Annotated in this window: 17 protein-coding genes; 13 read left to right on the top strand and 4 right to left on the bottom strand. The window is 44.9% G+C overall.

Translation table 11 applies throughout. The features are described from left to right. The first annotated feature begins 57 nt into the window (after positions 1 to 57). Both K1Y79_RS15375 and K1Y79_RS15370 read left to right on the top strand, forming a co-directional pair. Entirely contained in the window at positions 58 to 723 is a 666-nt protein-coding gene (locus K1Y79_RS15375; RefSeq protein WP_220251057.1) for a YceI family protein, read from the top strand. A 1,027-nt stretch (positions 724 to 1,750) separates the two neighbouring features. Beyond that, complete coding sequence (locus K1Y79_RS15370; protein WP_220251056.1) at positions 1,751 to 2,614, top strand: cupin-like domain-containing protein; 864 nt, start codon at positions 1,751 to 1,753, stop codon at positions 2,612 to 2,614. A 72-nt stretch (positions 2,615 to 2,686) separates the two neighbouring features. Here the strand turns inward: K1Y79_RS15370 and K1Y79_RS15365 are convergent, their stop codons facing one another. Next, on the bottom strand, positions 2,687 to 3,391 hold the full coding sequence (locus K1Y79_RS15365) for a response regulator transcription factor (RefSeq protein ID WP_220251055.1): 705 nt from the start codon (positions 3,389 to 3,391) through the stop codon (positions 2,687 to 2,689). A 56-nt stretch (positions 3,392 to 3,447) separates the two neighbouring features. Further along, a complete protein-coding gene (locus K1Y79_RS15360; protein WP_220251054.1) occupies positions 3,448 to 4,944 on the bottom strand; it encodes a sensor histidine kinase in 1,497 nt (498 codons plus the stop codon). Positions 4,945 to 5,257: 313 nt separating this feature from the next. Here K1Y79_RS15360 and K1Y79_RS15355 point away from each other — a divergent pair, with 313 nt between their 5' ends. The 11 genes from K1Y79_RS15355 (at position 5,258) to K1Y79_RS15305 (ending at position 22,271) form a co-directional block, all read left to right on the top strand. Beyond that, positions 5,258 to 6,190: a hypothetical protein gene (locus K1Y79_RS15355; protein WP_220251053.1), complete on the top strand. Its 933-nt coding sequence runs from the start codon at positions 5,258 to 5,260 to the stop codon at positions 6,188 to 6,190. Positions 6,191 to 6,988: 798 nt separating this feature from the next. Next, positions 6,989 to 7,240 (top strand): hypothetical protein, encoded by a 252-nt coding sequence (locus K1Y79_RS15350; RefSeq protein WP_220251052.1) that lies wholly within the window; start codon positions 6,989 to 6,991, stop codon positions 7,238 to 7,240. Positions 7,241 to 7,445: 205 nt separating this feature from the next. Continuing rightward, positions 7,446 to 8,021: a c-type cytochrome gene (locus tag K1Y79_RS15345; RefSeq protein ID WP_236059653.1), complete on the top strand. Its 576-nt coding sequence runs from the start codon at positions 7,446 to 7,448 to the stop codon at positions 8,019 to 8,021. A gap of 43 nt (positions 8,022 to 8,064) precedes the next feature. Beyond that, entirely contained in the window at positions 8,065 to 9,282 is a 1,218-nt protein-coding gene (soxC, locus tag K1Y79_RS15340) for a sulfite dehydrogenase (RefSeq protein WP_220251051.1), read from the top strand. Between the two features lie 61 nt (positions 9,283 to 9,343). Further along, a complete protein-coding gene (locus K1Y79_RS15335) occupies positions 9,344 to 12,442 on the top strand; it encodes a SusC/RagA family TonB-linked outer membrane protein (RefSeq protein ID WP_236059652.1) in 3,099 nt (1,032 codons plus the stop codon). A 95-nt stretch (positions 12,443 to 12,537) separates the two neighbouring features. Continuing rightward, on the top strand, positions 12,538 to 13,869 hold the full coding sequence (locus K1Y79_RS15330) for a RagB/SusD family nutrient uptake outer membrane protein (RefSeq protein WP_220251049.1): 1,332 nt from the start codon (positions 12,538 to 12,540) through the stop codon (positions 13,867 to 13,869). A 35-nt stretch (positions 13,870 to 13,904) separates the two neighbouring features. Continuing rightward, entirely contained in the window at positions 13,905 to 15,251 is a 1,347-nt protein-coding gene (locus K1Y79_RS15325) for a DoxX family protein (protein WP_220251048.1), read from the top strand. A 10-nt stretch (positions 15,252 to 15,261) separates the two neighbouring features. Further along, a complete protein-coding gene (locus tag K1Y79_RS15320; protein WP_220251047.1) occupies positions 15,262 to 16,737 on the top strand; it encodes a hypothetical protein in 1,476 nt (491 codons plus the stop codon). Between the two features lie 159 nt (positions 16,738 to 16,896). Next, positions 16,897 to 18,327, top strand: a complete 1,431-nt coding sequence (locus tag K1Y79_RS15315) for a phytoene desaturase family protein (protein ID WP_220251046.1) — start codon at positions 16,897 to 16,899, stop codon at positions 18,325 to 18,327. A gap of 238 nt (positions 18,328 to 18,565) precedes the next feature. Continuing rightward, positions 18,566 to 21,154, top strand: coding sequence for a T9SS type A sorting domain-containing protein (locus K1Y79_RS15310; RefSeq protein ID WP_220251045.1), 2,589 nt, complete (start codon positions 18,566 to 18,568; stop codon positions 21,152 to 21,154). Between the two features lie 238 nt (positions 21,155 to 21,392). Further along, the gene (locus K1Y79_RS15305; protein ID WP_220251044.1) at positions 21,393 to 22,271 is read left to right on the top strand and encodes a polysaccharide lyase; all 879 of its coding nucleotides are present in this window, start codon (positions 21,393 to 21,395) and stop codon (positions 22,269 to 22,271) included. Positions 22,272 to 22,325: 54 nt separating this feature from the next. Here the strand turns inward: K1Y79_RS15305 and K1Y79_RS15300 are convergent, their stop codons facing one another. Both K1Y79_RS15300 and K1Y79_RS15295 read right to left on the bottom strand, forming a co-directional pair. After that, entirely contained in the window at positions 22,326 to 25,115 is a 2,790-nt protein-coding gene (locus K1Y79_RS15300) for a PAS domain S-box protein (RefSeq protein ID WP_220251043.1), read from the bottom strand. A 52-nt stretch (positions 25,116 to 25,167) separates the two neighbouring features. Then, positions 25,168 to 25,647 (bottom strand): YdeI/OmpD-associated family protein, encoded by a 480-nt coding sequence (locus K1Y79_RS15295; RefSeq protein ID WP_220251042.1) that lies wholly within the window; start codon positions 25,645 to 25,647, stop codon positions 25,168 to 25,170. Positions 25,648 to 26,069 lie beyond the last annotated feature (422 nt).

The following is a 26,069-nucleotide window of genomic DNA, read 5'->3' as shown; positions in this document are numbered from 1 at the left end:
GTCAGACCTGTGGGGTCGGCCGGCCCGGCCCTGCAGGTCTTTTAAAACACACTACCAATGAAACTTTTACAGCACGCTGCCTCCTTTGCATCTGTAGGTGTTATCGCTGTGATTACAGCTTTTACTATTCAGGTCAATAGTACATCATCTGCCCTGCCGATAACCATTACGCCGGTATCAGCAGCTACTCATAACGTGATCGCTTTCCAGATTGATAGTAAAAACAGCAAACTGGTATGGACAGCCCGTAAAGTAACAGGGACGCACACCGGTACTATCGCTATTAGTAGCGGAACCTTGAATGTCGAAAGCAATTCCCTGAAAAGTGGCAGTTTTAAACTGGATACACGTAGTATTACCGTCACTGATATCAAAGATGCGGAAGGTAACGCCAAACTGACCGGTCACCTGAAAGGTGATGACTTCTTTGCAGTAGAAAAATACCCATCAGCAGATTTCCTCATCACCGGTATCAAGCCTCATAGCACTAATCAGTATGAGGTGACTGGTACATTAACCATTAAAGGAATTACCAATAATATCGCTTTCCCAGCTACCGTAACCATGGATAAGAGTAAACTGACTGCCCAGGCAAAGGTCAGCGTAGACAGGACAAAGTATGATATCAAATACCGCTCTAAGCATTACTTTGAGAATCTGGGGGATAAGGCAATTTATGACGACTTTGATCTGGATATTATACTTGTTGCTAACGCGCAGTAAGAAAAAAGGAGAGCTATTATAGGTATGTAATTGCCAGTTGTTTTATAGCCGGTCTTTCATTCAAAAAAACCGCTTAGGCGGTAACCCTCGGGGAAAAGCTATTCGTTGATCCCGGATTATTTATAGACTGGACTGTTGGCAATATGCCAGAGGCTATCAGGAGTTTGGAGCTACAGACAGCTGCGATGCAAACCAAGTACTTCTTTATTGTCTTCAGTATCCTCGCTCGGGGTATTGAGTGTAAAGACGGTCTTAAGGTATTGTTGCATAAAGAGCCAATATCCTTTCCGACAGGGGCTAATTGTAATTATGTCACTATACCACCTTTTGAGCATCAGAAAGAGCCGGGATAATTATGAATAAACCACAGCAGAAAATCACCCTTTAGGGCGTCTATTAGACTCGGAAATGGGGCGTGTTGTTACACACAGTTTATTTTGGCACTGTAATTACGGCAACAGCGTTAAATGCTATCTTTCCCCTTCCTTCAGCGGCTTCCTGTAATATGGGTAACTGGTAGTTCGGCAGGATACCATATTATGCTGCAGACGCGGGTATTGCTTGGATTGAATAATGCGTTCAAGGCATTGGGTAGTTATACTGGTGACCGTATTAGGGAATGATAGCGTCTACTATTGTGGGTGTGCTGAGTGGTAATATCGGTATCCAGACTTTTGCATCTCGCACCTGATATACCTGCGGTACAGGTATTGTTGCAACAGAGTGGCGAAGCGCAAAAAATTGTTTGACAACGAAGAGTACGGCCTTGGCAGTAGCTCGGTGCTCACAGATGATAGCCTCGAGGCCAGGTCATTGGAGCCCGTTTGTAGAAGTACCTGTAGATACTTCTAGCGTGTGATACAGGTTTCGGCAGGTCAGACGCCATCGTCAAAAGATTAGGAAGTATTTGCCGATGTGTCGCTTGAAGCAGATAAGGCTGATACAGTATTTCTGCATGGAGTATCAGAAAGCGGCGACAGGAGTTGCTATCAATAAGAACTTTTGCAAACTAACAACAGAATAAATCATGCATCTGAAACCTGTAAAAGCCATCAGTGGTTACAACCGTGAGCAGTTTGCCGCGGAATATCTGGAAACTGGCATTCCGGTGCTTATCAAAGATTTCATTGATCCGGATTGCGAGGCATTGAAGAAATGGGACTATGACTATTTCCGGCAGCAAGCTGGTGATGTAATGGTAGAAGTACACAGCGAGGAAAACGCGCATCTTGACAAGGCTACCAGTCAACCGGCAGAGAAGATGAAGTTTGGAGACTATCTTAACCTGATAGAATCACAGCCGACCGTGAGGCGGCTATTCCTGTTTAATCTGCTGCGGGAGAGGCCTGATATTAAGAAGGAACTAGCGGTACGTAAGATTGCAGACAACCTTCTTACCTGGCTGCCATTCCTGTTCTTTGGTGGAGAAGGTTCTTCTGTCAGGTACCATTACGATATCGATATGTCACATGTATTTCTGTCCCAGTTTCAGGGAGTAAAGAAGGTATGGTTATTCCCTAATGAACAGTCTGACCTGTTATATCGGTTGCCCTGGAACTTTCACGGTATAGCAGACTTGCGAAATCCTGACTATGCAGCTTTTCCGGCATTGAGTCAGCTGGACGGATGGGAGTGTACATTACATTTTGGGGAAACATTGTTCATTCCTTCAGGATACTGGCATTATATACAGTATGAAACGGCAGGGTATTCAGTGGCTTACAGGGCACTTCCAGTATCTATGCTGAAAAGGGCAGTTGGTGTAAGAAATATCTTTATCACCCGTCGTTTTGATGATGCAATGAGGAAGATATTGGGCAGGAAATGGTTTGATTATAAGATGAAGACTGCTCATAGACGTGCAGAAAGAGCAGTAGGAAGGATATTATAACTGTATCGGATGGTTAGCTGATTCTGCCGCCGGTTAGTCAGCAGGAGGCAGCCAACCATCTGATACGATATACTATTTTACATTAAAGACAAATCCGATTCCGTATACATTTTTGATGCTGATACCTGGATTTTGCTGGAAGTATTTTCTGAACCGGGAAATAAATACATCAAGGCTACGTCCTACAAAGTAGTCGTTAGACCCCCATACCTTGGTAAGGATCTCTTCCCGTTTAATAACCCGGTTCACATTATGGAAGAAGAGCACCAGAAGGTCGCATTCGCGGGGAGTGAGTACAATTTCTTCTCCTTGTTCTGTTACCAGTTTAAGCGAATCCACAAACAGTTGTGTATTGCCTATAGTAATGACATTTTTTGCTTTTACAGCGTCGGGATTAGTAGCCGGCTGCTTACGTTTGATAATATTCCTGATACGCAGGACCAGTTCATCTATATCGAAAGGTTTTACAACATAGTCATCTGCACCTATCTTTAAACCGTTGAGACGATCAGTTTTTTCACCACGTGCAGTCAGGAAAAGAAAAGGAACATGGCTGTTAATCTTTACTACATGTTCTGCCAGTTCAAATCCGTCCATACCCGGAAGATTCACATCTATCAGCAGAATATGGTAAGATTCAGGAGCGTTTTTAAAATCTTCCAGCGCATCGCTTCCACTTTGCTGCCAGTTTACTTCAAAGTCCATTAGTTCCAGGTATTGCTTTACAACATTACCTAGATCTGCTTCATCTTCGACCAATAAAATTCGGTGTCTCATAGCTACAATTTTTAGTTTGAAGCGGGCGACCTGTTTACGTTAATAGTTCACTATTGTCAATTAGGAATTACGATTACAAATGTAGTCCCTTTTCCTACTTCGCTATCTACTTTCAGTTTCCATTTATGGGCGTCGATGCACTGCTTTACATAGTGCAGCCCAAGTCCCAGTCCCTTAGTATTTTGTGTCAGGTCTTTCTGATACCTGTAGAATTTCTCAAAAATGTGTTTCAATGTTTCTCTTGACATGCCGATGCCAGAATCGGCAACTGTAATGCAGATCTGCTCATTATCAGTGGTTATGGCGACTATCAGGTCTTTCACCTGCTGCACATTATATTTCACGGCATTGTCCAGTATATTGAGCATCAATGTAGTGAAATGAAAGCTGTCCAGTTCTACAATCAGGTCAGTATCTGCCGGTTGGAAGTCTATCTGAACGTTAGATGTGGAAAATTTGATACTAAAATCGGTCAGTATTTCACTTACCAGCATATTCAGGTGGTGAGGTTTTTTCTGAACGAATAACTTCTCGACTGTTGCGAGGTCGAGTACCTGTCCGAACAATAGCTTCAACCGGTGTGACTGCCGGTCAATAATTTCTGACAAAGAGCGTATGGCCATTTTATTATCCAGGATCTTTTCATTCTGAATATTTTTATTAGCCACCATAATGGCTGATAATGGCGTATGAAATTCATGCGTAATGTTATTAATAAAGTCAGTCTTTACATCCGAAAGGTGTTTCTGCTTAATCCAGTTCCGCATCGTGATGAAAAATAATATAATTATCGCAAACATTGACAAAAGGGACATAGTCAGCATGAGCCTCATTTGCCGGAATACCATCTGTCTGCGGTTGTAGGGCTCGGCATGCAGGGTAAACGCCATTGCGTAGGTATAAGGTACGGGGGTACTGACATTGAGTCCAAGCACCTGGCTGCGGTCATCAGGATCTTTCAGATCGCCGAAGATACGTATGCCGTCCGACCATTGCAGTGAATCATCTATCAGCTCATATTTTCGTCGGTTGTTATAGATATTGATATATCTCCTGTCACCAGTCATGATATCTATCCTGGTAATAGTCAGTGCGTATCGCAGGGAGTCTGTAATATTATTCCGCTGCCGGATTACATGCATAAGGCTATCAGCAGTTTCCTGCCTGATCAGCTTATGAAATACATCGTTTAATAACTCTTGTGAATATGCTTTAAACTTTGTAGTATCAGCCTGATATATTTCTTCCAGCTTTCGCAGCTGCGGCATCAGTATTGAATCTACTATGGCTTGTCCGCCGGGGAAGAGTTTATCGTTTGTAATTGCCTTTGAATACTCCTCATTGATCTTACTTTTCTTGTCATAATAAAAGCGGCGGTTCAGCAGGTCATAGGTGTTATATACCAGGATAAACTGTACCAGTGCCAGGACTAGAAAGCAAATGACAGATGTGGTGATATAGATCTTAAAAGGATGCTTCATGAAAAAATTCCTGAAGAACAAATATATCCTTTCAACCGGCAGTTTTAGCAAACTCCATACTTTTCTGATCATATTTAAATATCGGAAATTTAATTTTCGTTCACAATTCGTTTAAGATTGTTTACACTTTGTTTGCTTTCCATTTGCAACTTTTCTGCACCTGCTTTTTTAATTTCGATTGTCGGTCATCCATTTTTTAGAATAGTATTATCAGCCAAATTGTTTAACTGTCACAGCAAAGCGTCCCAGACCTTTGTGCTAATTACCACGATCACATACTCAGCTATCTATTGAGAAAAAAGTAACAAACTACAGGCCGTACGTCCTGTGCGGCTTGTAGCTTGTTTATCTTAATTCACTTCATAAACCCTAATTCCAGACTCCAATGAAAAAGAGCCCTCAACTAATCATTTTGTTATGCCTGATGGCATCCGTATTGTTTGTGGAAGGTTGTAAAAAAGACAATGCCCTTCCAAATACTAAGAAACCTGTAACCGAAGAAGCAGCGGCAGAAATACCGCCTGCTACCTGGCAGGAACATTGGTTTGAACACGTACAACTCCTGAAGCGTGTTTACTACAATGATCATATTGCTGTATATTATGATAATGACATGCCCACTAATGTGACATGGCCTTACCGGCGCCTTGACAGCATCTGGCGCTATACAAAAAGAGTATACGGTGATTTTGGTACGGATAAACGCCTGTTCGTAATCCTGCATGAAAATAAGTATAGTGGCGGACATCCTTCAACTTATTTTGATGCCAGCCACGATAACCGCAATGTAATTGACGTCGGATTGACCGGCTCCTGGGCAGACAGTACTGGTCAACCTCTTCATATTACAGCACATGAAGTAGGACATATCGTAGAACTGGCATCCAAAGGTTATCATAACTCCCCCGCATTCTCGCTATGGAGAGACAGTAAGTGGATGGAAATCTACCAATATGATGTCTACAAATCACTGGGCTGGACTACTGTCGCTAATGCCTGGTATAATAGTATGTGGAATAAGGTGGATAATTTCCCGGTTGCCAATACCCGCTGGTTCAGGAACTGGTTCTACCCTATTTATAGCCAATATGGCGGCACTGCTACACTTAACAGGTTCTTTACCCTGCTTGCACAGCATTTTCCTAAAAATGGAACTGATTATGCCCGTAATATGAATTGGGGAGAGTTCGTACATTTCTGGAGCGGAGCTGCAGGTGTAAACCTAAAAGCGCAGGCGACTATCGCCTTTGGCTGGCCTGCCGCCTGGGAAACACAGTTTCAGCAAGCGAGGCAGAACTTCCCGAATATTGTTTATTAGCTTTTGCATAGATACCTTGAGAGGGTAAACTATTGTATTACAGCCTGCACCGGTGATACGGGTGCAGGCTGTTTTTATTAATATGAAGCAGTTTTAAGTGGAATGCTATTCACTTTGTTTGAGCATTTCGGCAGATACGCTCTTTTAGCGTTAATGTTGCTATCTACAACTATTCTGTCTATCATTATCCGCAATCCATTCCCCAAGATTCCGGTAGGAATAATATCACCGCAAGTATTACCTGAACTTGTACTAATTCCTGAAAGCGTCTGAAGGTGGAAAATGATCACATAGCTGATATTACCACAATAAGTCAGTGCTAAGCCGGCAGTTTAAGGAATTTGTTGCTCCATCAAGTAATAAGTAGACTATAAATCAATGATTAGTTATGCCTAGTTTTCTGTTATCTATTGATTGTCAATATTTAGAGTCTGTTTTTTTACTATTGGTCAAGTATATATGGCAATTATTTACCGGGATTTACACACTTTTGGTTAGGAGTTGGGGAGAATTATCGCATGACTGAGAATGAGCAACATACTGGCAAATAATTTGTTCTATTCAGTATGTCAGCTTTTAACTAACCCATTAAAAATGTGAGATTATGAAGAAGTATTCAAACAGGGGTAAAGAGACGGCGAAAAGAGGAGCTGAGGAAGCAAAAGCAGATTCTTTATCGAACAGTGACAATCACTACTCCCCCAAGGCAGTTAACAGCCGATAGCAATATATCATCGTATCTCTTCAACATTATCTGCTGCGGAATATCCCGTAGTAGCACTCCTTTAATTGTTTGTTATGGAAAGGCGTACAATTACAGTTTATATTGAAGGAAGATCCTATCAGCTTGCCATTACTGTTGATGACGTGGCTCAGGAGACTACCTACGAAGTGATCACCAGTGGAAATGTACTAAGGGACTTCATGCCCGAAGACATAGACTGGCAGGAAGACCGCATGATTACTGCCGAAGAACGTGTCAGAACTATAGAAAGCGAGCAGATCGCCCGTATCATCTGGACAGACATCCTCGATATGATGGAACATTGATTCGGTTTGCCTATAATTACCACTAAAGAAGGCAAAAAAATACTACCCAAATAAAAGTCTACATAAATAGTAGACTTTTAAATTTCTACAGTATATATTTGCACCAGATTATTATTGTGCTCCCACCAAGAGACGAATGCAGTAGCTTAAACAGCTACACTCTGCGCATTGTAATCAACCAAATAATCCAAGTCTCAAGTATCTGATGTTTAAGCTACGAATGCCTTATTGGGCCTGCGTTGCAGGCATCGCTATGAGTTCATGTGAACAGCGTGCCGATGCAGTGCCTATACATTTTGGTTATGGTCGTGCTGCTACTGCTAATGAAATTGCCGGTAAAGCAATTGCTATTCCTCCCAGCGGAATAGGTCTGCCTCCTGGTAATGGAACTGTTCAGCAAGGCGCTGTGGTATATGCTTCCAAATGTGCAGCCTGTCATGGAGTAACCGGTGTTGAAGGTCCTTTTAACATACTTGTTGCTCCGGATACAGCGAATGCTATACCATTTGACCGTGCGCCAAAACGTGTGAAGTCAATCGGTAACTACTGGCCTTATGCCACGACTGTATTTGATTACGTACGTCGGGCTATGCCTTATAACGCACCTGGGTCATTGTCAGATGAAGAAGTGTATAGCGTCACAGCCTGGCTATTGTATGCAAACAAACTTATAGATACTACGACTATTATCAATGCAAAAACACTACCGGCTATTGTCATGCCGGCAAGAAAGTACTATGTCACAGATAACAGGAAAGGCGGGAACGGACCATACGAATAACATATGTGTCGCTTGAAACTGTAATTCATAATTCAATTTTACTATGAGTCAAAAGATGACGCGTCGTCGCCTTTTGCTTGGAGGTGCTGCTACTGCTGCTGTCGCAATAGTAAAGACCTCCTTTGGCAAAATGGTGCAGACTGGTATTCCTGAAGCTGCTTTAGATCCTACTAAACATGTAGGACCATTGCCTAGCGCCTTAGGTACAAGATCCCCATTTGAACATCCTCAGCGAAAAGCAACACTTACCTCCTCGCAGACTCCCCTGCAGGACTTATATGGTATTATCACGCCATCGGATTTACACTTTGAACGTCATCATGCTGGTGTGCCCGCTATTGATCCCAATACCTATGAATTACTGATACACGGTATGGTAGACCGACCTACTATATTCTCGCTCTCAGATCTCAAACGCTTTCCCTCAGTATCGAGGATATGTTTTGTGGAATGCTCGGGTAATTTCAGAAAGCCGGATAAGGAAAGTATTACTCCACAAGATATCTGCGGACTCACCAGCCAAAGTGAATGGACAGGTGTCATGTTATCCACTCTGTTCAGGGAGGTAGGCGTCAAGCCTAAAGCTACCTGGTTTCTGGCCGAGGGATCAGACGCTGCTGTAATGACCCGCAGTATTCCTGTTAGTAAAGGATGGGAAGAGGCTATGATTGTTTATGCACAAAATGGGGAAGCCATTCGCCCACAACAAGGATACCCGGCCCGACTGCTTCTCCCGGGGTGGGAAGGCAATACCAGCATTAAATGGTTACGCCGCATTGAACTGTCTGATGGCCCATTTATGACCAGAGAAGAGACTTCAAAATACACTGAGCCAGTAAAGGATGGTAAGATTCGTCAGTTCAGCTTTACCATGGATGCGCGCTCTATTATCACGTATCCCGCTTACCCCGTACAGGTGCAGAAAGGATGGGTCGAAATAAGAGGACTTGCCTGGAGTGGCCGTGGGAAAATAGCTCGTGTAGAAATCAGTACCAATGCAGGTAAAACATGGAACATCGCTCAATTACAGGAACCTGTTCTGGACAAAGCTCATACTTATTTCAGATACCTATGGCAATGGAATGGAGACACAACCGAAATCATGAGCAGAGCCATTGATGAAACAGGTTATATACAACCATCCCTGGAACAACTGATCAAAGCCCGCGGTATTGGAACGGGTTATCATCTTAACCCTGTTACAGCATGGCTGGTAAAACGGGACGGACAAGTTGTATACAAACCTGAACAGTGGAAATAACATCATTAGTATAAAACCAATCAGCATTATGTCAATCTTTGATCAAGCTCAATACCCTGTTATGCGCAGACTTGCAAGAAATGCCGGCTTCCTGCTGATACCCGCTGTACTTGGTAGTCCGGGTGTGCATGCGTCAATTACTACCTCCCCTCCCCTACCTGCTTTTACAGACAGATTCCCCGCAGATATCCCTGTCAAAGGAAAAGTTACTGATAGCAATGGCCAGCAATTGCCAGGTGTAAGTGTGGTTGTGAAAGGCTCTAAACGTGGTGCCCTTACCCGTATTGACGGCTCCTTTGAATTAAGTGCTCCCCCAGATGCAATACTCATTTTTACTTATCTCGGATACAAATCACAGGAAGTGAAAATCAGTAGTACTTCTCAGCTGCGTGTACAACTGGAAACAGATGATAAGAAACTTAGTGAAGTAGTTGTGGTAGGTTATGGTATACAGGAACGTCGTAACCTCACCAGCTCTGTATCAACTATCAATACTTCAGAAACAAAGAATATTCCCGTAGCTGGCTTTGATGCCCAACTACAAGGCAAGGCTGCCGGTTTGCAGATCAACTCAAATACTGGTGTACCTGGTGATGGAGTATTTGTACGGGTACGTGGTACAACTTCCATCAATGCAGGAAATGATCCGCTGTATGTTGTTGATGGCGTATTTGTAAATAATACCAGTCTTCAGTCAGTTAGTACTGGTGGCCGTGCTACTTCTCCTATTGCTGATATTAATCCAGGCGATATTGCCAGTATAGAGGTATTGAAGGATGCTAGTGCCACGGCTATCTACGGTTCACGTGGTGCAAATGGTGTGGTAATCGTAACTACTAAACGAGGTAATTACAGCCAGAAAACAAAGGTAAATGTTAATGCCTCCCATGGTATTGCAACAGCGCCTGAACTGTGGGACCTGACCACTGGTGCTGAACATGCCGCTTTGATCAATGAATACTGGATCAATACTGGTATAGACAATCCTGCGTCTAATCAGACATTTGCTAACAGGCCTTTCCGGCCGGTAAGTGAAGGTGGACGCGGCCTGCCTGAAGAACAACAAACATACGACAGGCTGGGTAAGCTATTCCGTACCGGCCAGTTATCCAACTATGACCTGTCATTGAATGGCGGTTCTGATAAAACTAAGTTCTATATAGGCGCTGGCTATACCAAACAGGAGGCAAATATCCGCCCGGTCTTCTTTGAAAGAGCTAGTCTTAAACTAAACATAGACCACAGGATCAGCGACCGCGTACAGGTAGGCGTAAGTAATGGTATCACCCGTTCTTACAGGAATCAGGCGCGTGCAGGTGATGGTCCGCAGGGAGGATTACTGCAATCGGCTTTGCACACGCCTACTTATCTGCCAGAAACTAATCCCGATGGTACTCCTGCACGCTGGGCCGGTTTTGACAACCTGCAGGTGTTACTGGACAACTACGATGTCAATACTGTCAGCCTGCGTTATATAGGTAATCTGTATGCTGAAGCTGAAATACTGCCTGATCTGAAGTTTCGTACCAGCTGGAGTGCCGACTATAACAACTATGATGAGTCAGAATACTGGAATGATAAAACTCAGTTGGGAGCTGCGCCTACCTACGGACTGGCCACATCGTCCATAACACAAAACAGCACCTGGATTAATGAACAAACCTTGTCTTATCGCAAGCAGCTGGGACAGGGACATACATTAGGCGCTGTTGCTGGTAATACTATACAACAAAATACCCTGAAGCGAACTTTTGCACAGGGTACGGGTTTCCCGAATAACTCTTATGAGGATATTTCCTCTGCCTCCAACCGTACCTCCGGACAAACCTGGACGCAGGCTACATTAGCATCCTTCTTTTCCCGTCTTGACTATAACTATAACAGCAAGTACTACCTCGAAGTCAGCTTCCGGGCAGACGGCTCCTCCCGTTTCGGTAGTAACCACCGTTGGGGGTACTTTCCTGCTGTCGGCGCTGCATGGAGGTTAAAAGAAGAGCAGTTCCTGAAAGATGTACGACTATTCAGTGACCTGAAACTCAGAGCAAGCTATGGTATAACAGGTAACCAGAGCGGTATCAATGATTTTGCCGCACGTGGTCTGTGGACAGGAGCCAGCGGTTATCCTGATAGTGAAACCGGTGGAGATAAACCAGCTACAGCACCTCTCCAGTTATCTAATCCGGACCTGCGCTGGGAGAAGACAAAACAGGCTAATATAGGGCTGGATGCTGTCTTCCTGGATGGTCGCTTAACATTAGAAGTGAACGTCTATTCAAAGAAAACCTCTGACGTACTGTTACAGCTGCCTGTACCTTCCAATACCGGTTATAGCACTTACTACTCCAATGCCGGAGAAATCAGTAATAAAGGCTATGAAGTCGCTGTCCGGTCAGAAAACATCAAACGTAGCAATTTTACCTGGAACACTTCTTTCAGTATTTCCGGAAACAGGAACCGCGTCGAGAAACTACCTGTACCAATCACGCAATACAACCGGGACTGGATCAGGATGCAACAGGGGTATGCTATGTACTCTTTCTGGATGTATAAGCAGCTCTCAGTAGATCCGAAGACGGGTAATGCCATATTTGAAGACGTCAATGGAGATGGTAGTATCACAGTAGCTGACAGACAGATAGTAGGTAATGCGTTGCCCAAGTTCTTTGGTGGTATAAACAACAGCTTTTCATGGAAATCATTTGATGCATCGGTGCAGTTCAATTTTCAATACGGCAATAAGGTATTAAACCTGAACAGATTCTTCGGAGAAGGTGGTGGTACACGTGATGCTAACAGAATATTATTCGCAAGTCAGCTCAAGCGCTGGCAAAAGGAAGGTGATCTGACAGATGTACCACGGTTAACCAAAGCAGGCAACAACTACACGCTTGAACAAAACAGCCGCTTTATCGAAAATGGATCATTCCTGCGCCTTCAGGCGCTGACTGTAGGGTATACGTTACCTAAAGCCCTTACCAGCCGTTGGAATATAGATGCATTACGGATATACTTCGCAGGGAATAATCTATGGCTGCTGACCAAATATACAGGGCCAGATCCGGAAGCAAATGTGACTGCATCACAGACGGTACAAGGTATTGATCTGGGTACGCCACCACAGTCAAGAATGTTACAGTTTGGACTGAATGTCACATTGTAAACGCTAAAAAGTTCAAGAGCCAAGTACCTGCAATGAAGCATTCAACCGAGCAGCCGGAATGTGAATCAGGAATTATGATCTAATAATCAAGAGCTATGAAATTGTTTATCCGCATATTACCAATAGTATATTTGCTGACATCGTGCAGCGACTTCCTCGACGTAGCGCCTAAAGATGCTGTGTCAGATGAAACAACAATTAATGACAAAGCTTCTGCACAAACCGCCGTACGGGGAATCTACAGACAGCTGGGTGATGATGATTATTACGGTGCATTGTTCCAGACCATTGGATACCTTTCAGGCGACAATATCCAATGGACAGGCTCTCAGTCTGTAATTCAACAGTTTATCTCACATGCTGTGAAAGGTGATAATGCCAATGTGGCCACTGTATGGTCAGGTATATACGCTACTATTAACAGGGCTAACCAGGTAATTGATAAATTACCTGCGGTGAACGATGCTACGCTGAGTGCTGATGAGAAAAATGCACTTCTTGGTGAGGCTTACTTCATACGCGCGCTGGCTTACTTTGATCTTGCCCGCACCTGGGGCGGTGTACAATTAGTGGTAAAAGCTGCTACCAACATCAGCGATACCAAAGGCCTACAACGCAGTACACTTGAACAGACATACGCGCAGGTACTGAAAGACCTGCAAACAGCAGAACCGCTGTTACCCGAAACAACAAACCGTTACCGGGCTACCCGTAAAACAGTATGGGCGTTATTAGCCCGTTTTTACCTCTATCAGGGCAATTGGACACAAGCGGAGGCCTCAGCGTCCAGGCTGATAACAGACAGCCGGTATCGCCTTATAAAGCCCTATAGCGCATTCTTTGCCAACAACGTTGTAGCTACAGAAGAATCCATACTGGAGATTGCTTACAGTGCTAACAATACCAACGCTCATCGTGGTTACTGGCAGCCGCCGGCCAATAACGGTACCCGCCAGTGGGCACCTAATGACGCATTCATTGCACTGATCAATAATCCTTTAATTGGCGGTAACCGTAGTAGTGCTGTCGCTATCACCAATCAGGGACTATGGTACGGCAACTTCTATTATCGCAGTCCGGCAACGGACCCAGCTTATATACTCCGCATTGCAGAACAATACCTGATCCGTGCTGAGGCACGTGCCCACCAAGGTAATCTTGAAGGCGCTCTACAGGATCTGGATGCTGTCAGAGACAGGGCTGGACTTACAGGTAGTACAGCAGTTTCGGCTAACGAAATACTACTGGCCATAGAGCATGAACGCAGACTGGAATTTGCCTTTGAACCACATCGCTGGTACGATCTGGTCAGAACTAAAAGAGCGGCTGCTGTACTTGGTCTGACAGACGAGAAAAGATATGTAATGCCCATTCCGGCTATTGAGCTAAGTGCAGATGATGCACTGGAACCTAATCCTGGTTATTAAATACTAATCTATCTTCTATTATAAACCCTGCAGGTATGACACATCCGGCCAATTTATTACCTCCGCAAACGTGGAAAGCATCCTGGAAGGTGCTTTTCCGCTTTTTCTTCATCTATTTTGTTATCCAGTGTGTACCATTGGATATCCGATACTATACAGACTTACTGCACATTCAATGGACGGAACTGAGCTTCAGAGACATCTTCTACCTGACACGGTATACGCCGCGTTTTATACCTGGTGAGGGGGCATTTGGTAGTTTTACTGACTGGGGTATAGCGGCGTTTATTGCTTTAACAGGCACGCTGGTATGGACATATCTTGACAGACAGCGTAAGGAATACAATCAACTCTATTACTGGCTGCGCGCTATTGTCAGATACCGGTTGGCTATAGGGGTAATTGCCTATGGCCTTTTGAAACTCTTTCCTCAGCAATTACCCTACCCTTCTATCAGTCAGCTGAACACGCATTACGGCGACCTTTCTGCCTGGAAAATCTTTGCCATGAGTACAGGTGTTGTACCTTCTATGGAAACATTCCTGGGGTTGGTAGAAACTATTGCCGGTTTGTTGCTGCTAAGCAGAAGAACTGCAACTATCGGTGCTGGTATCATTATTACATTTACAGGTAATGTGTTTATGTCTAATCTGGCATACGAAGGCGGTGAATATGTCTATAGCTTCTATCTTGTAATACTCGCCCTGTTCCTGCTGTCTTATGATATACTCCGGATTATCAACCTGCTGACGCTTGAGCGCCCTACAGCGCCTGGTAATATACGCCCCTATCTCCCACATCCATGGCACCGTGCAGCAAAGCTGGCAGTCAAAGCATTATTCATATTCTTCTTTTTCGGGTTGTATGGATATAAGACCTATGCCAGCTACCGGCAACTAGGGTATCAATATCCGCATACACCTGGTCTAAAAGAGGCTGCCGGCATCTATAACGTAACCACATTCCGCATCAACAACCAGGAGCTGCCTTACTCACTGACAGATAGTGTACGCTGGAAAGATGTAGTATTTGAAACATGGGCGACTATCAGTATACGTGCAAACCGCTACGTACATCCGGATCTGGCTAATACCGAAGAGATCTTTACCAATGATCCAGACAGGAACTACGAGCTAGCAGGATCTGTGAGCAGGCATTACTACAGCTATAATATTGATACCTCCAGGCAGCTGCTCGTCATGTATAATAAGAATAAGTACCATCAGCAGGAAAAGCTGGTATTACAATATACACGGCCTGACAGTAATCGTATTATCCTTTCAGGCAGTAATGAAAGACACGACACTTTGTATGTAGTGCTCGATAAAATTGATAAGAAATATCCGCTGATAATTGGTCGGCGTAAACCGCTTCAACTTTAAAATTAACCTTATGGCAGAGATACTTCATTCCACTATTGTCAAGCCATCCGCACCTCCTGTTAGCGCGCAGCAACATACGGCCTCGCCTGTAAGGCCCTGGCCTGTTTACCAGCGAGTGGCCTTCCGTATAGCCTTTATCTTCTTTGTGATTATGAGCATTCCTACCAGCTGGAATTGGTACACGCACCTGTTCACCATGGACTGGGTACACCTGAAGTACAGGGATGTATATGATATTGCCCGCTTCCAGCCTAATCTCTGGAACATAACCTCTGAAAGCGGACGATGGGGTATTGCCAGTTATGCCAGCTGGTTGGCTGCCCTTGGTATTGCTGTTGCAGGCGCTGTAATATGGAGCCTGATAGATCGCCGTAAGGAGTATAACATCCTGTATTACTGGTTGCGTGTTATTGTAAGATATCGTGCTGGTATTGGTATCATTGGTTTCGGATATACCAAGCTCTTTCCGGTTCAGATGCCTTATCCGTCTATCTCGAACCTGCACACCAACTTCGGTGACTTCACTGCGCAGAAGATATACTGGCTGTCTATAGGTATTGTGCCCTGGTACCAGGTATTTGCAGGTGTTGTAGAAGTAGCTGCTGGCGTATTATTGTTCTTCCGGGGTACGGCTGCTATTGGTGCTGTATTGCTGGCGGGCGCACTGGCTAATATCACCTTTGTGAACTTTGCTTACGATGGCGGTGTACATGTATACAGCGCCTACTTCGTATTACTGGGGTTGTTTATACTGGCATATGATATCCCGAAAATATACCGGTTGCTGGTATTAGAAAAGTATACGGTGCCTGTACATTACTACCCTTCCTTTAAGGAGAAATGGCAGCGATATGTACGATATGGTCTTAAAACCAGCGCTATCCTCTTATTTGTAGTCATCCTGTTCTATCTGCAGATGTGGAACTATCTCTATGATCCATATAAGCAACCTGTACACAAAGGTATTGCAGATACTAAGGGATACTACAATGTTACCGAGTTCAGACTGAACAACCAGGTCATTCCTTATTCTCCGCTTGATACCGTACGTTGGCAGAATGTGACATTTGAGAAGTGGTCTACTATTACTTATCAGGTTAATAAGCCTGTATGGCTGGATCTCAGTAATGGCGGCGGCTCGCCTAAAAATGATGTAGACCGGAACTTTGAACTGGCTGGTGTAGCCGGTGGACGTAGATTCTTCTACTACGAAGCAGATACTGTCAGACAGGAACTCTCTCTACGGGATAAAAACAGAAATCCTGCTAACCAGGGAAGGGAACGGCAGCGTCGTAATGCAACTGATCGTCCGAATACCAGCCTGAAGAAAGATCCGCCATACGTATTACATTATGACAGACCTTCTCCCGGACGTATCATCCTTTCAGGTCTTAACGAAAACAAAGACTCTATCTACGTCGTCCTGGATAAGGTAGAAAAAGAGTACCTGCTATCTCCAGGTAAACTGTCTGCAGGTCAATACTGACAAGAGACCAGGAATCAGGGACCATCATATGTCTACAGTATCCAGCTTGTGGCAGTGGAATTTTAAACCAGGATCTTTATATAGTTTACGTTAAAACATGTATTTTGGTAAATTGTAGATCCTGTTACAACCCTCATTCCTAAATCCTAATTTCTTTGCATGAATTCATCTTATGATTCAATCGTCATCGGTTCTGGTCCTAATGGTCTGGCAGCAGCCATTGCTATGCAGCAACAGGGGTTGTCAGTTCTGTTAATAGAAGGGCGTGATGAAATTGGTGGCGGCTTGCGGTCTAAAGAACTAACCAGGCCGGGATTTATGCATGATATCTGCTCTGCTATCCACCCGATGGCAGTAACCTCTCCTTTCTATAGTCAGCTGCCATTGGAACAGTTTGGACTATCTTACGTATACCCCGTGGCTGATGCAGCTCACCCATTTGATGATGGTACGGCGGCTGTACTATATCCATCACTGGAAAAGACTGCTGCGTTACTAGGCAGCGACCGGAAGGCCTATGAATCGCTTTTTAAGCCCTTACTGGACGATTTTAAAGGGCTGACGGAAGATATACTTGGTCCTCTGCAAATACCAAAGCATCCGCTTACAATGGCCAAATTCGGCTTAAAAGCGCTGCCTTCTGCCATGCAACTGGCTAAACGCTTCCATACCAAAGAAGCCAGAGGGCTGTTTGGCGGAGTCGCCGCTCATGCTATTCAGCCACTAACCAATATTGCTACGGCAGCTATAGGTTTAGTGCTGATCCTGAATAGCCATGCCGGCGGATGGCCTGCACCAAAAGGTGGTGCAAAAGGACTTGCAGAAGCATTAGCCGCTTATTTCAAATCTCTTGGCGGGCATATTGTAACAGGTACATACATAAAGAGCCTAAAAGAACTGCCCGACTCCAAAGCAGTACTATTAGACGTGACGCCCAAACAATTATTACAGATAGCCGGAGAGCGGTTTACTTCCTTCTATAAATGGCAGCTACAACGCTACCGCTATGGTATGGGCGTATTCAAAGTAGACTGGGCACTGGATGGACCTGTGCCTTTTACAGCGGCCGGATGCAGAGAAGCCGGAACTATTCACCTCGGTAATACCATTGAAGAGATAGCTGCGAATGAGCAACATACTGCTAACGGCCATCATCCTGATAATCCCTATACTCTTTTTGTACAGCATAGCATATTTGACTCAACACGCGCCCCTGAGGGTAAACATACAGCCTGGGGATATTGCCACGTGCCCAACGGTTCTACAAAAGATATGACGGCGGCAATAGAAAACCAGGTAGAACGTTTTGCTCCCGGATTCAAAGATCTGATCATAGACCGGCATGTGATGAATACGGCGGATGTAGAAGCCTATAACCCTAATTATATCGGCGGAGATATTAACGGAGGTATTCTCGATATTACACAGTTGTACACACGTCCTGCTATGCGCTGGTCGCCCTATACTACTCCAGCAAAAGGTATTTATGTATGTTCCTCTTCCACACCTCCTGGTGGCGGTATACATGGAATGTGCGGATACCACGCGGCAAAGAAAGCCCTGAAAGACGTTTTCGGCATCCGCCTGTAGCCTGCCAGGTTTAATATTTGTTAACATTCCGTTTGAGATCTGTTGACAGCTTTGCAGCTGTCTAAATACGATATTAGTAGAATCGTATATCGCCTTTGTGTTACCCGTTTCGTGAGCGATTCATTACACATCAACCAAAAAAGCACACCCACTTTGAAAAACAATATGTCAACCTATGATCTATGATGCCTAAAAACTCAGGTATCTCTTATTCATAAACCTTAAATGAGCAATTACTATGCGTAATTTTACAAAGCTATCTTTGTATACAGCATTGCTATGCGGTACCATACCGGCACTAGCGCAGACTGATATCACATCGACAGCGGGTCTGCTGACTGCTCAGTATGCAAATGCTGATGCTGCTGAAAACTTCCCTAAACTGATTGACAACAACACTAGTACCAAGTACTACAAAGACAGAACATCTCTCTGGATACAGTTTGAAGCTACCAGATCTGCGGTTGTTAACCAGTACTCCCTTACTTCTGCGAACGACTTCGCAACCAGAGACCCTAAAAGCTGGAACCTGCAAGGTTCTAATGATGGCAAGACCTGGACCAGCCTGGACGTACAGACTAACCAGACATTTGCTACACGCTTCCTGACAAAAACCTATTCCTTCACCAACACAACCTCCTATCTCTTTTACCGGCTGAATATTACTGCTAACAACGGTGCAAACGCTATTCAGTTCTCAGAGTGGAAATTAACCGGTTCTTTCCCTGCAACGCCTTCCCGGCCTACCAATGTTTCGGTAACGGTATTGCCAGGCTATAAAGCCAGCGTCTCCTGGTCTGATAATGCAACCAATGAGACAAACTACCGTATCGAAAGCTCACTGGATGCTATCACCTTCATTTCCCGTGGTACGGTGGGCGCTAATGTTACCAGCTTTACCGATACTGCGTTGAGTGCTGCTACTAGTCTGGTATACCGCGTACGTGCAGTGAATGCAGCTGGTTTCTCCATTGCTGATACCTCTGCTGCTATCAAAACCGGCGCTGCTCCTGGTGGCTTCGACCTTACCAACTATCAGAATGCGAGGTTCAATGACCCTTACAATACTACCGGAGCCGAAGGTCTTGCAAAAGTAACAGACAATAATATCTATAGTAAATACCTTGCCTGGAACCCGGTAACTGCTATTGGCGCGTCCTTCCCAGGTGGCGCTGTAGCTACACAGTATAGCATCACTGCTGCAAATGATGCTGCTGACAGAGACCCGAAAGACTGGGCATTCCAGGGCTCCAACGATAGTACTAACTGGGTAAATCTTCAGGTACAGACTAACCAGTTATTCACGACCCGTTTTAAGAAACGTACTTACGTATTTCCAAATACTACATCTTATCAGTATTACAGGTTAAATATTACTGCGAATAATGGTGCAGGTATCACACAACTGGCCGAACTGGAAATAACCGGTACCGGTAATGGGGTGATAAATAACGGTATTCCTGCTGCGCCTACAGGCTTTACCACACAGGCGGTATCGGGCAACCAGATACAGCTTGATTGGCAGGATAATACATCTACAGAAACAAACTACCGCCTGGAACGAACAACTGATACGCTGAACTGGAATACTTCCTTTGAACTGGCTCCTAATACGACTCATTTCTATTCATTGAACCTTTCTCCGTTAACCAGGTATTACTACCGCCTCAGAGCAGAGAATGCCAATGGCGCATCTGCCTGGGTAACCGGTAGCAATACAACGCTGACTGCCGCTCCAAGAGTACCTTGGCAGGAACACTGGCACAATCATGTTGAATCACTGTCGCTGAATTACTCAAATAGCAGTGTGAACATCTATTTTGATGCTGCGGTAGACCCTTCTATCAGCTGGATGAACCAGGATTTTACACAGGTATGGGAATATGTAAAACAGAACTATGGCTCTTTCAGCGATCCTAAGCTGAACATGGTATTCCATGGTAAACCTGGTTACTCAGGCGGCCACCCTGCTACTGTATTTGACAGTGATCACGATTTCACAAATGCAGGCGACCTCGGTGGCAGCTGGGCTGCAAGGGAAGGATGGAACCTGCATGCCTCTATTCATGAAGTAGGTCACATTGTAGAAGGTGGTGGTAAAGGTGTACATCACTCGCCATCGTTCCCTATCTGGGGTGATAGCAAGTGGTGTGAAATCTTCATTTATGATGTGATGAAACGCCTCGGCTGGGAAGCTGATGCGCAACAGGCTTATAATGACTTCATTGTGAAATCGGAAGGTTTCCCAAGACACGATACTTACTGGTTCCGTGACTGGTTCATGCCTATCTATGAAAAAGGAGATTCCAGTGCTGCACTGAACCGTTATTTCCAGCTGTTATCAGAATACTTCCCGCAACATAACGGTGGCTATACCCGCGACCTTAACCTTGGTGAGTTTGTTCACTTCTGGAGCGGCGCTGTACAATTCAGCCTGGAACAGCAGGCAGATACTGCGTTTGGCTGGGATAAAGAGCTGGAAATGCAGTTCAGACAGGCCCAGATAGATTTTCCATTTACCTATCCGCAGCCGCTGTTAGCGCGTACGGTAGCGGCAGTAGCAGAAAAGAAGGCTGCTGTGCTGAATATATGGCCTAACCCTGCCAGTCAGACATTAAACCTGTCCCTGCCGGATGCTGCCCAGGTATATGCGGTGGATATATACAATATCGGTGGTGTAAAACGACTCTCTCAGCGTATCAGAGGCAACTATAACCAACTCGACATCTCCTCCCTGCCTGATGGCGTATATATTCTTACGGTGACTGATAATAACCAGATCATTCATAAGCAGAAGTTTGTGGTAAATAATACCACCTCACGCTAATCCATATTATTGGCTGTTATGCCAGGTGGCAGTCTCCCGAAAAGGAGGCTGCCACTTTTTTTATTTTCAGATGGTACCAGTTGCTCCTTCATCCGACACCTGTCAAGACCTACAGTCCGGATCCACGTTAACTGCTTCAGTATAGATGCAATCGATTGTTTAAGTATGCTAATCTTCTAACTGATTAGTAGAAAGCCCGTTATCTTTTTTCACTCCCTCTTAAAAAACCGATTCTACAATGAACAGACAAAACCTTGTCAAAGTAACCAGGGCCGCAGCCCTCTCCATTAGCGTATTGCTGTCTGCATGTGCAAAAGAAAGTGTTATTCAGGAAGAACGTCTTGCCGCAGGCAGTAGCCTGGAAGCCCAGGCAGTGGGCAACGTTATTCTGAATAGCTGGAACGTCAACTGGGATAATTATGCCCATGGCGTTACCTACTCCGCCAATAATGGCGCTACAGATTTTGGTAATGTAACCGGCTGGGTAGACAGCCGGGCTATGATCTCCAACGGAAACCTCCGTATCACCCTCTTAAAGAATGCCTTATCCGGCGCTGGCGGCGTAGTCGCCAACATCGACATCTCTGACGGTACTGCCTATGAGGTAGACTATGATGTCAGATTCCATAGCCAGTTTGACTGGAGCAGAGGCGGAAAACTGGGCTTCGGCTTCTCCATCGGTGATGGGAATACCGGTGGTGATCCCGGCTGGGATGGCAATGGTGGTACTGCCCGTCTGATGTGGTATCAGACAGATGCCGGCAGAGTATTCTTCCAGCCATATGTGTATTTTAAGGATCAGTCAGGTCAGTATGGAGAAACCTTTGGTAAATCCTATCCTTCTTCAGGCAGTCTCAACAAAGGGCAGACCTACCATGTTCACCTGTATGTGAAAAGTAACACGGGTAGCAATACCAACGGGCACATTCAGTATGTGATTGACAACACGGTTGTACTGGATCAGCCCATCCGCTGGACCACCAATGATAGTAAGCGCCTGATCAGAGGACTTACCTTTCATACCTTCCGAGGCGGTAGTCAAACCTACTGGCAGTCAGGTACAGACGGCTATATTTACTATGATAACCTGAGAGTGAACAGGATAAGCACAAACTAATCTATGAACGGGAATCAGGCGGTGTTACTACTTCCTGATTCCTGCTTTCCTCTTTTATAAGCCAGCCATGATAATATGGAATGTCGTTCCCTTACCTGCTTCAGACTCCACATACAGATGGCCTGCATGATTAGCAACTATGCGTCTGCAAAGGGCCAGCCCTATACCTGAACCCGGGTACACAGAACGGTTATGCAGGCGCTTGAATACCTCAAATATCTGGTCGGCATATTTCTGCTCAAAACCAATTCCATTATCCCGGAAGGAAATCTGGAAGTAATCTTTGTATGGATCTGATTTCCCGATATATTTCCCTGCTACCTCCCGCGTAATCATGCTGGCACTGATCTCAATACGTGGACGTACATCGGGTTGAGTGAATTTCAATGCATTACTCATCAGGTTATAAAACAGCTGATTGATCTGCAGTGGTATACCTGGAATATTGGGCAACTGACTTACAATTACTTCTGCCTCTTTTTCTTCAATGATCAGTTCAAAGTCACTGATCACATTCTGAATCACGAATGTCAGATCAATCGGCCGCATCATATTACCTTTCTCCAGCAAACGGGAGAAGTCCAGCAGATCTTTGATCAGCATGGACATGCGTTCTGACGACTGATTAATTTTCTCAATCAGCTTCTGATGCTGTGCCGGCAGGTCTTCATGACGGTTCAGCAGATCGGCATAGATACGGATCTTACGTAAAGGTTCCTGCAGGTCATGGCTTGCCACGTACGCATATTGTTCCAGTTCCTGATTAGATCTTATCAGGCTCATATTAGCATCCTGCAACTCTTCGTTCATTGCAGCCAGCTCCTCGTTAGAGGCGGCCAGTTCTTCTGTGCGCTCTGCTACTTCCATTTCCAGGATGCTCTGGTGCTCCAGCAGTTTATTACGTGCCATCACCTGTGCGGTTACATCTATAGCCATATCCACAATAGCATAGACTTCACCGGCAGCATTCATGATAGGTTTATAGGTAAAGTTGAAGTAAAACGTCTTGGGTACGCCATTGATGACCAGCATAGCTTCTGCTTCCTTCTCGTGATGCGCCACTCCGGTTGTAAATACCTTATCCAGCAGCTGAAGGTAGGGTTGATCTCTCAGTTCCGGCACAGCCGCGCCCAGTTCTTTTCCAAGTACGGCATGCCCTTTACCCCAGATCTCAATCATAGGTTCATTGGCCACTTCAATGACCAGGTTCCGGCCCACAAAAAGGGCAGTAGCTACCGGCGCTTCCTCTACCAGTGAGCGGAAACGGTATTCACTTTCCAGTAAGGCCTGCTGCACATCCAGCTCTGCTCTCAGGTCTCTGGCCACACACGCAAAGGCAATCGGTTCTCCATGCATGGAGCTATCCAGCCTGAATGCATTGGTATGAAACGGAACCAGCTCGCCTGTTTCCTGTTGTGAATAATACTGCCTTCCTATCCATTTACCATCATTCAGTACGGCAGGAAGTATATTCTTTTCAAGATGTACAAGGTGTTCCAGGGTAAACAGATCCCTGATATTGCGGGTAATGGCGGAAGTCTTACGTCCGAGGCCCAGCAGTTTCATACCTGCGTCATTCACGTAAGTAATGGTACCATCCAGGTTAGCAACAGCGATAAGGTCACTGCTGTTTTCGACCAGTGTGAGTAGTTTCTGCTGTTCCTGGCGGGCGGCCACTTCGTTGCTGATATCAAAAGCAATCACCATGATATTCTCCTGGTGATCGTCGTGGCTGATAATGCGGGCGGTATTCACCTGTACCCACCTTTCTGCCCCATCCTTTATCCGGTAACGCTTTACCTGATTGAATACATCGCGTTTTCCCTGCATCAGTTCTTCAAACAGCAACGTGTTTTCCACCTGGTGTTCAGTATGTACAATGTCAATATACCGTTGTCCGTTCAATTCTTCTGCGGTACAACCCAGCAGGCCGGCAAACGATTTATTGGTCATATTGAACCTTCCCTGGTTGTCGATGAAGGCCATGCCAATAGCGGCATTATTAAAAGAAAGTGCGAAACGTTGTTCGACCTCTTTCAGTAGTCTGTCTTGTTCTTTCTGAGCAGTAATGTCCAGGCATATACCTGACAATGAAACCGGTGTACCATTGATATCGTAGTAATACTTACCGCGAATCTTTGCCCAATGTACAGAGCCGTCGTTCCAGATAAAACGGGCTTCGTAATTAAGGCTGCCGGTATGTGCTGCCAGCGCGTAAGCCTGTGTTCTGATGGTAAGATCATCAGGGTGTATATGACTTACCAAAGCATTCCTGTCTCTGACAACCGCTTCTCTCACACCAGTCATGATGTAATGAAGATTGGCCGAGAAATCAACGTGGTCGGTGCTGAGATCGACGGTGAAAATACCCGCGTCAGAGCCTTCTATCGCCAGTGCAGCGAGCCGTTCTGCCGCTTCGGCTTTCTCGTTAGCAGCCATTTCCGTGGTAATATCCTGCCCGATGCCCGACAGACGGACCGCTTTACCCTCGTTATTAAAATACGCCTGTCCTTTTATATTCAGCCAGCGGGTATCTTTTCCTTCTTCGGTAATACATCTGAAAATAACACTGAACTGAGGATCTGAGTCAGGTTGTAATGCCTGTCTTACTGCCTGCAGGATGGCGCCCTGGTCAGCATGATGGATATGCTGAAAGATGTTTTCAAAGGTAGGTACTTCTTTTGCATCCAGTCTGAATAGTGCTGTGCAACGTTCATCCAGTATTACCTGCCTGCTGCTCATATCTACATCCCATGTGCCGATCCCGGCGGCATGTAATGCAAATCTTATCTGAAGTTCCTGGTCCCGCGGGATAGAAGGATTGGGTTTTGTAATTTCACTCATGATTCACTGGCAGTCCTGTGAAGGTACAAGTTAAAAAAATGCTACTGAATAATTATTTCTCCGTCACTTTCTTGCCGCCTAGCAGCTTCTCTATCATGAGTTTAAGTCTGTTTTGCTTGGTCTCCTCTTTTTTTGCAGAAGTGATCCAGACCATGTACTCTTTCTTATCAGTATAGGATAATTTATTATAAAAATTCTCTGCTTCCGGATATTGGATAAATAAAGCAATTACCTCATCTGTTAAGGGTACTTCCCGTGGTGTAAGATCCTGTTCAAGTTCAATATGGATAGTATCACCCAAATCTTTCCCCAGTTCTTTCCTGACCGCCTGCGTAATACCCAGGGTATGGCAGGGCATAGACATCCGGGCCAGACTGCCCCGGTAGGAAACTTTCCCATCAATCAGTGCTTTCACTTTGACCTGGCCCTTTACTCCAAACAGCTCCTGTACGTCATAAGGAAACACTACATAACCTGCATTCATGCCGTTATGTTGCATTATCACCGCATCAAAAGTCACCTTTACTGACATACTTTTTCCGTTTTCTTAGGCCACCATGCTATCAAGAAAATGTATGGAGCCGGTAAAAGCTATCCATCCACCGGACCCAAATATAACCTTAAACCAGGGTTAATTGGCATTTTCCATCTTATCATTCAGGTAAAATGAGGTCATGTGGTAGAATAAATGATGATTTTTTGCATGACATAGGCACATTTCCCTGCTAAATATCGCTTAATATTTCATTTCATCCCGTCACCAATAGGTCACTTAAAGGGCACTTCAATATCCCGGGGATATTGAGGTGCCCTTTAAGTGACCTATTGATATACCTACAATATGAATATTGAAGCCTTACCTGACAGCAGACTGTTAACCGAAACTCCGGGAACCGATTTTGTAGCTATCGGCTTTTTTTCAATTTGTGAAAGATTGCCTCGGATGGTGGGTGT

This window comes from Chitinophaga rhizophila (assembly GCF_019492185.1).
GTDB lineage: Bacteria > Bacteroidota > Bacteroidia > Chitinophagales > Chitinophagaceae > Chitinophaga > Chitinophaga rhizophila.
Note: the sequence above shows the minus strand (reverse complement) of the source record. Positions and strands in the feature narration are given on the sequence as shown.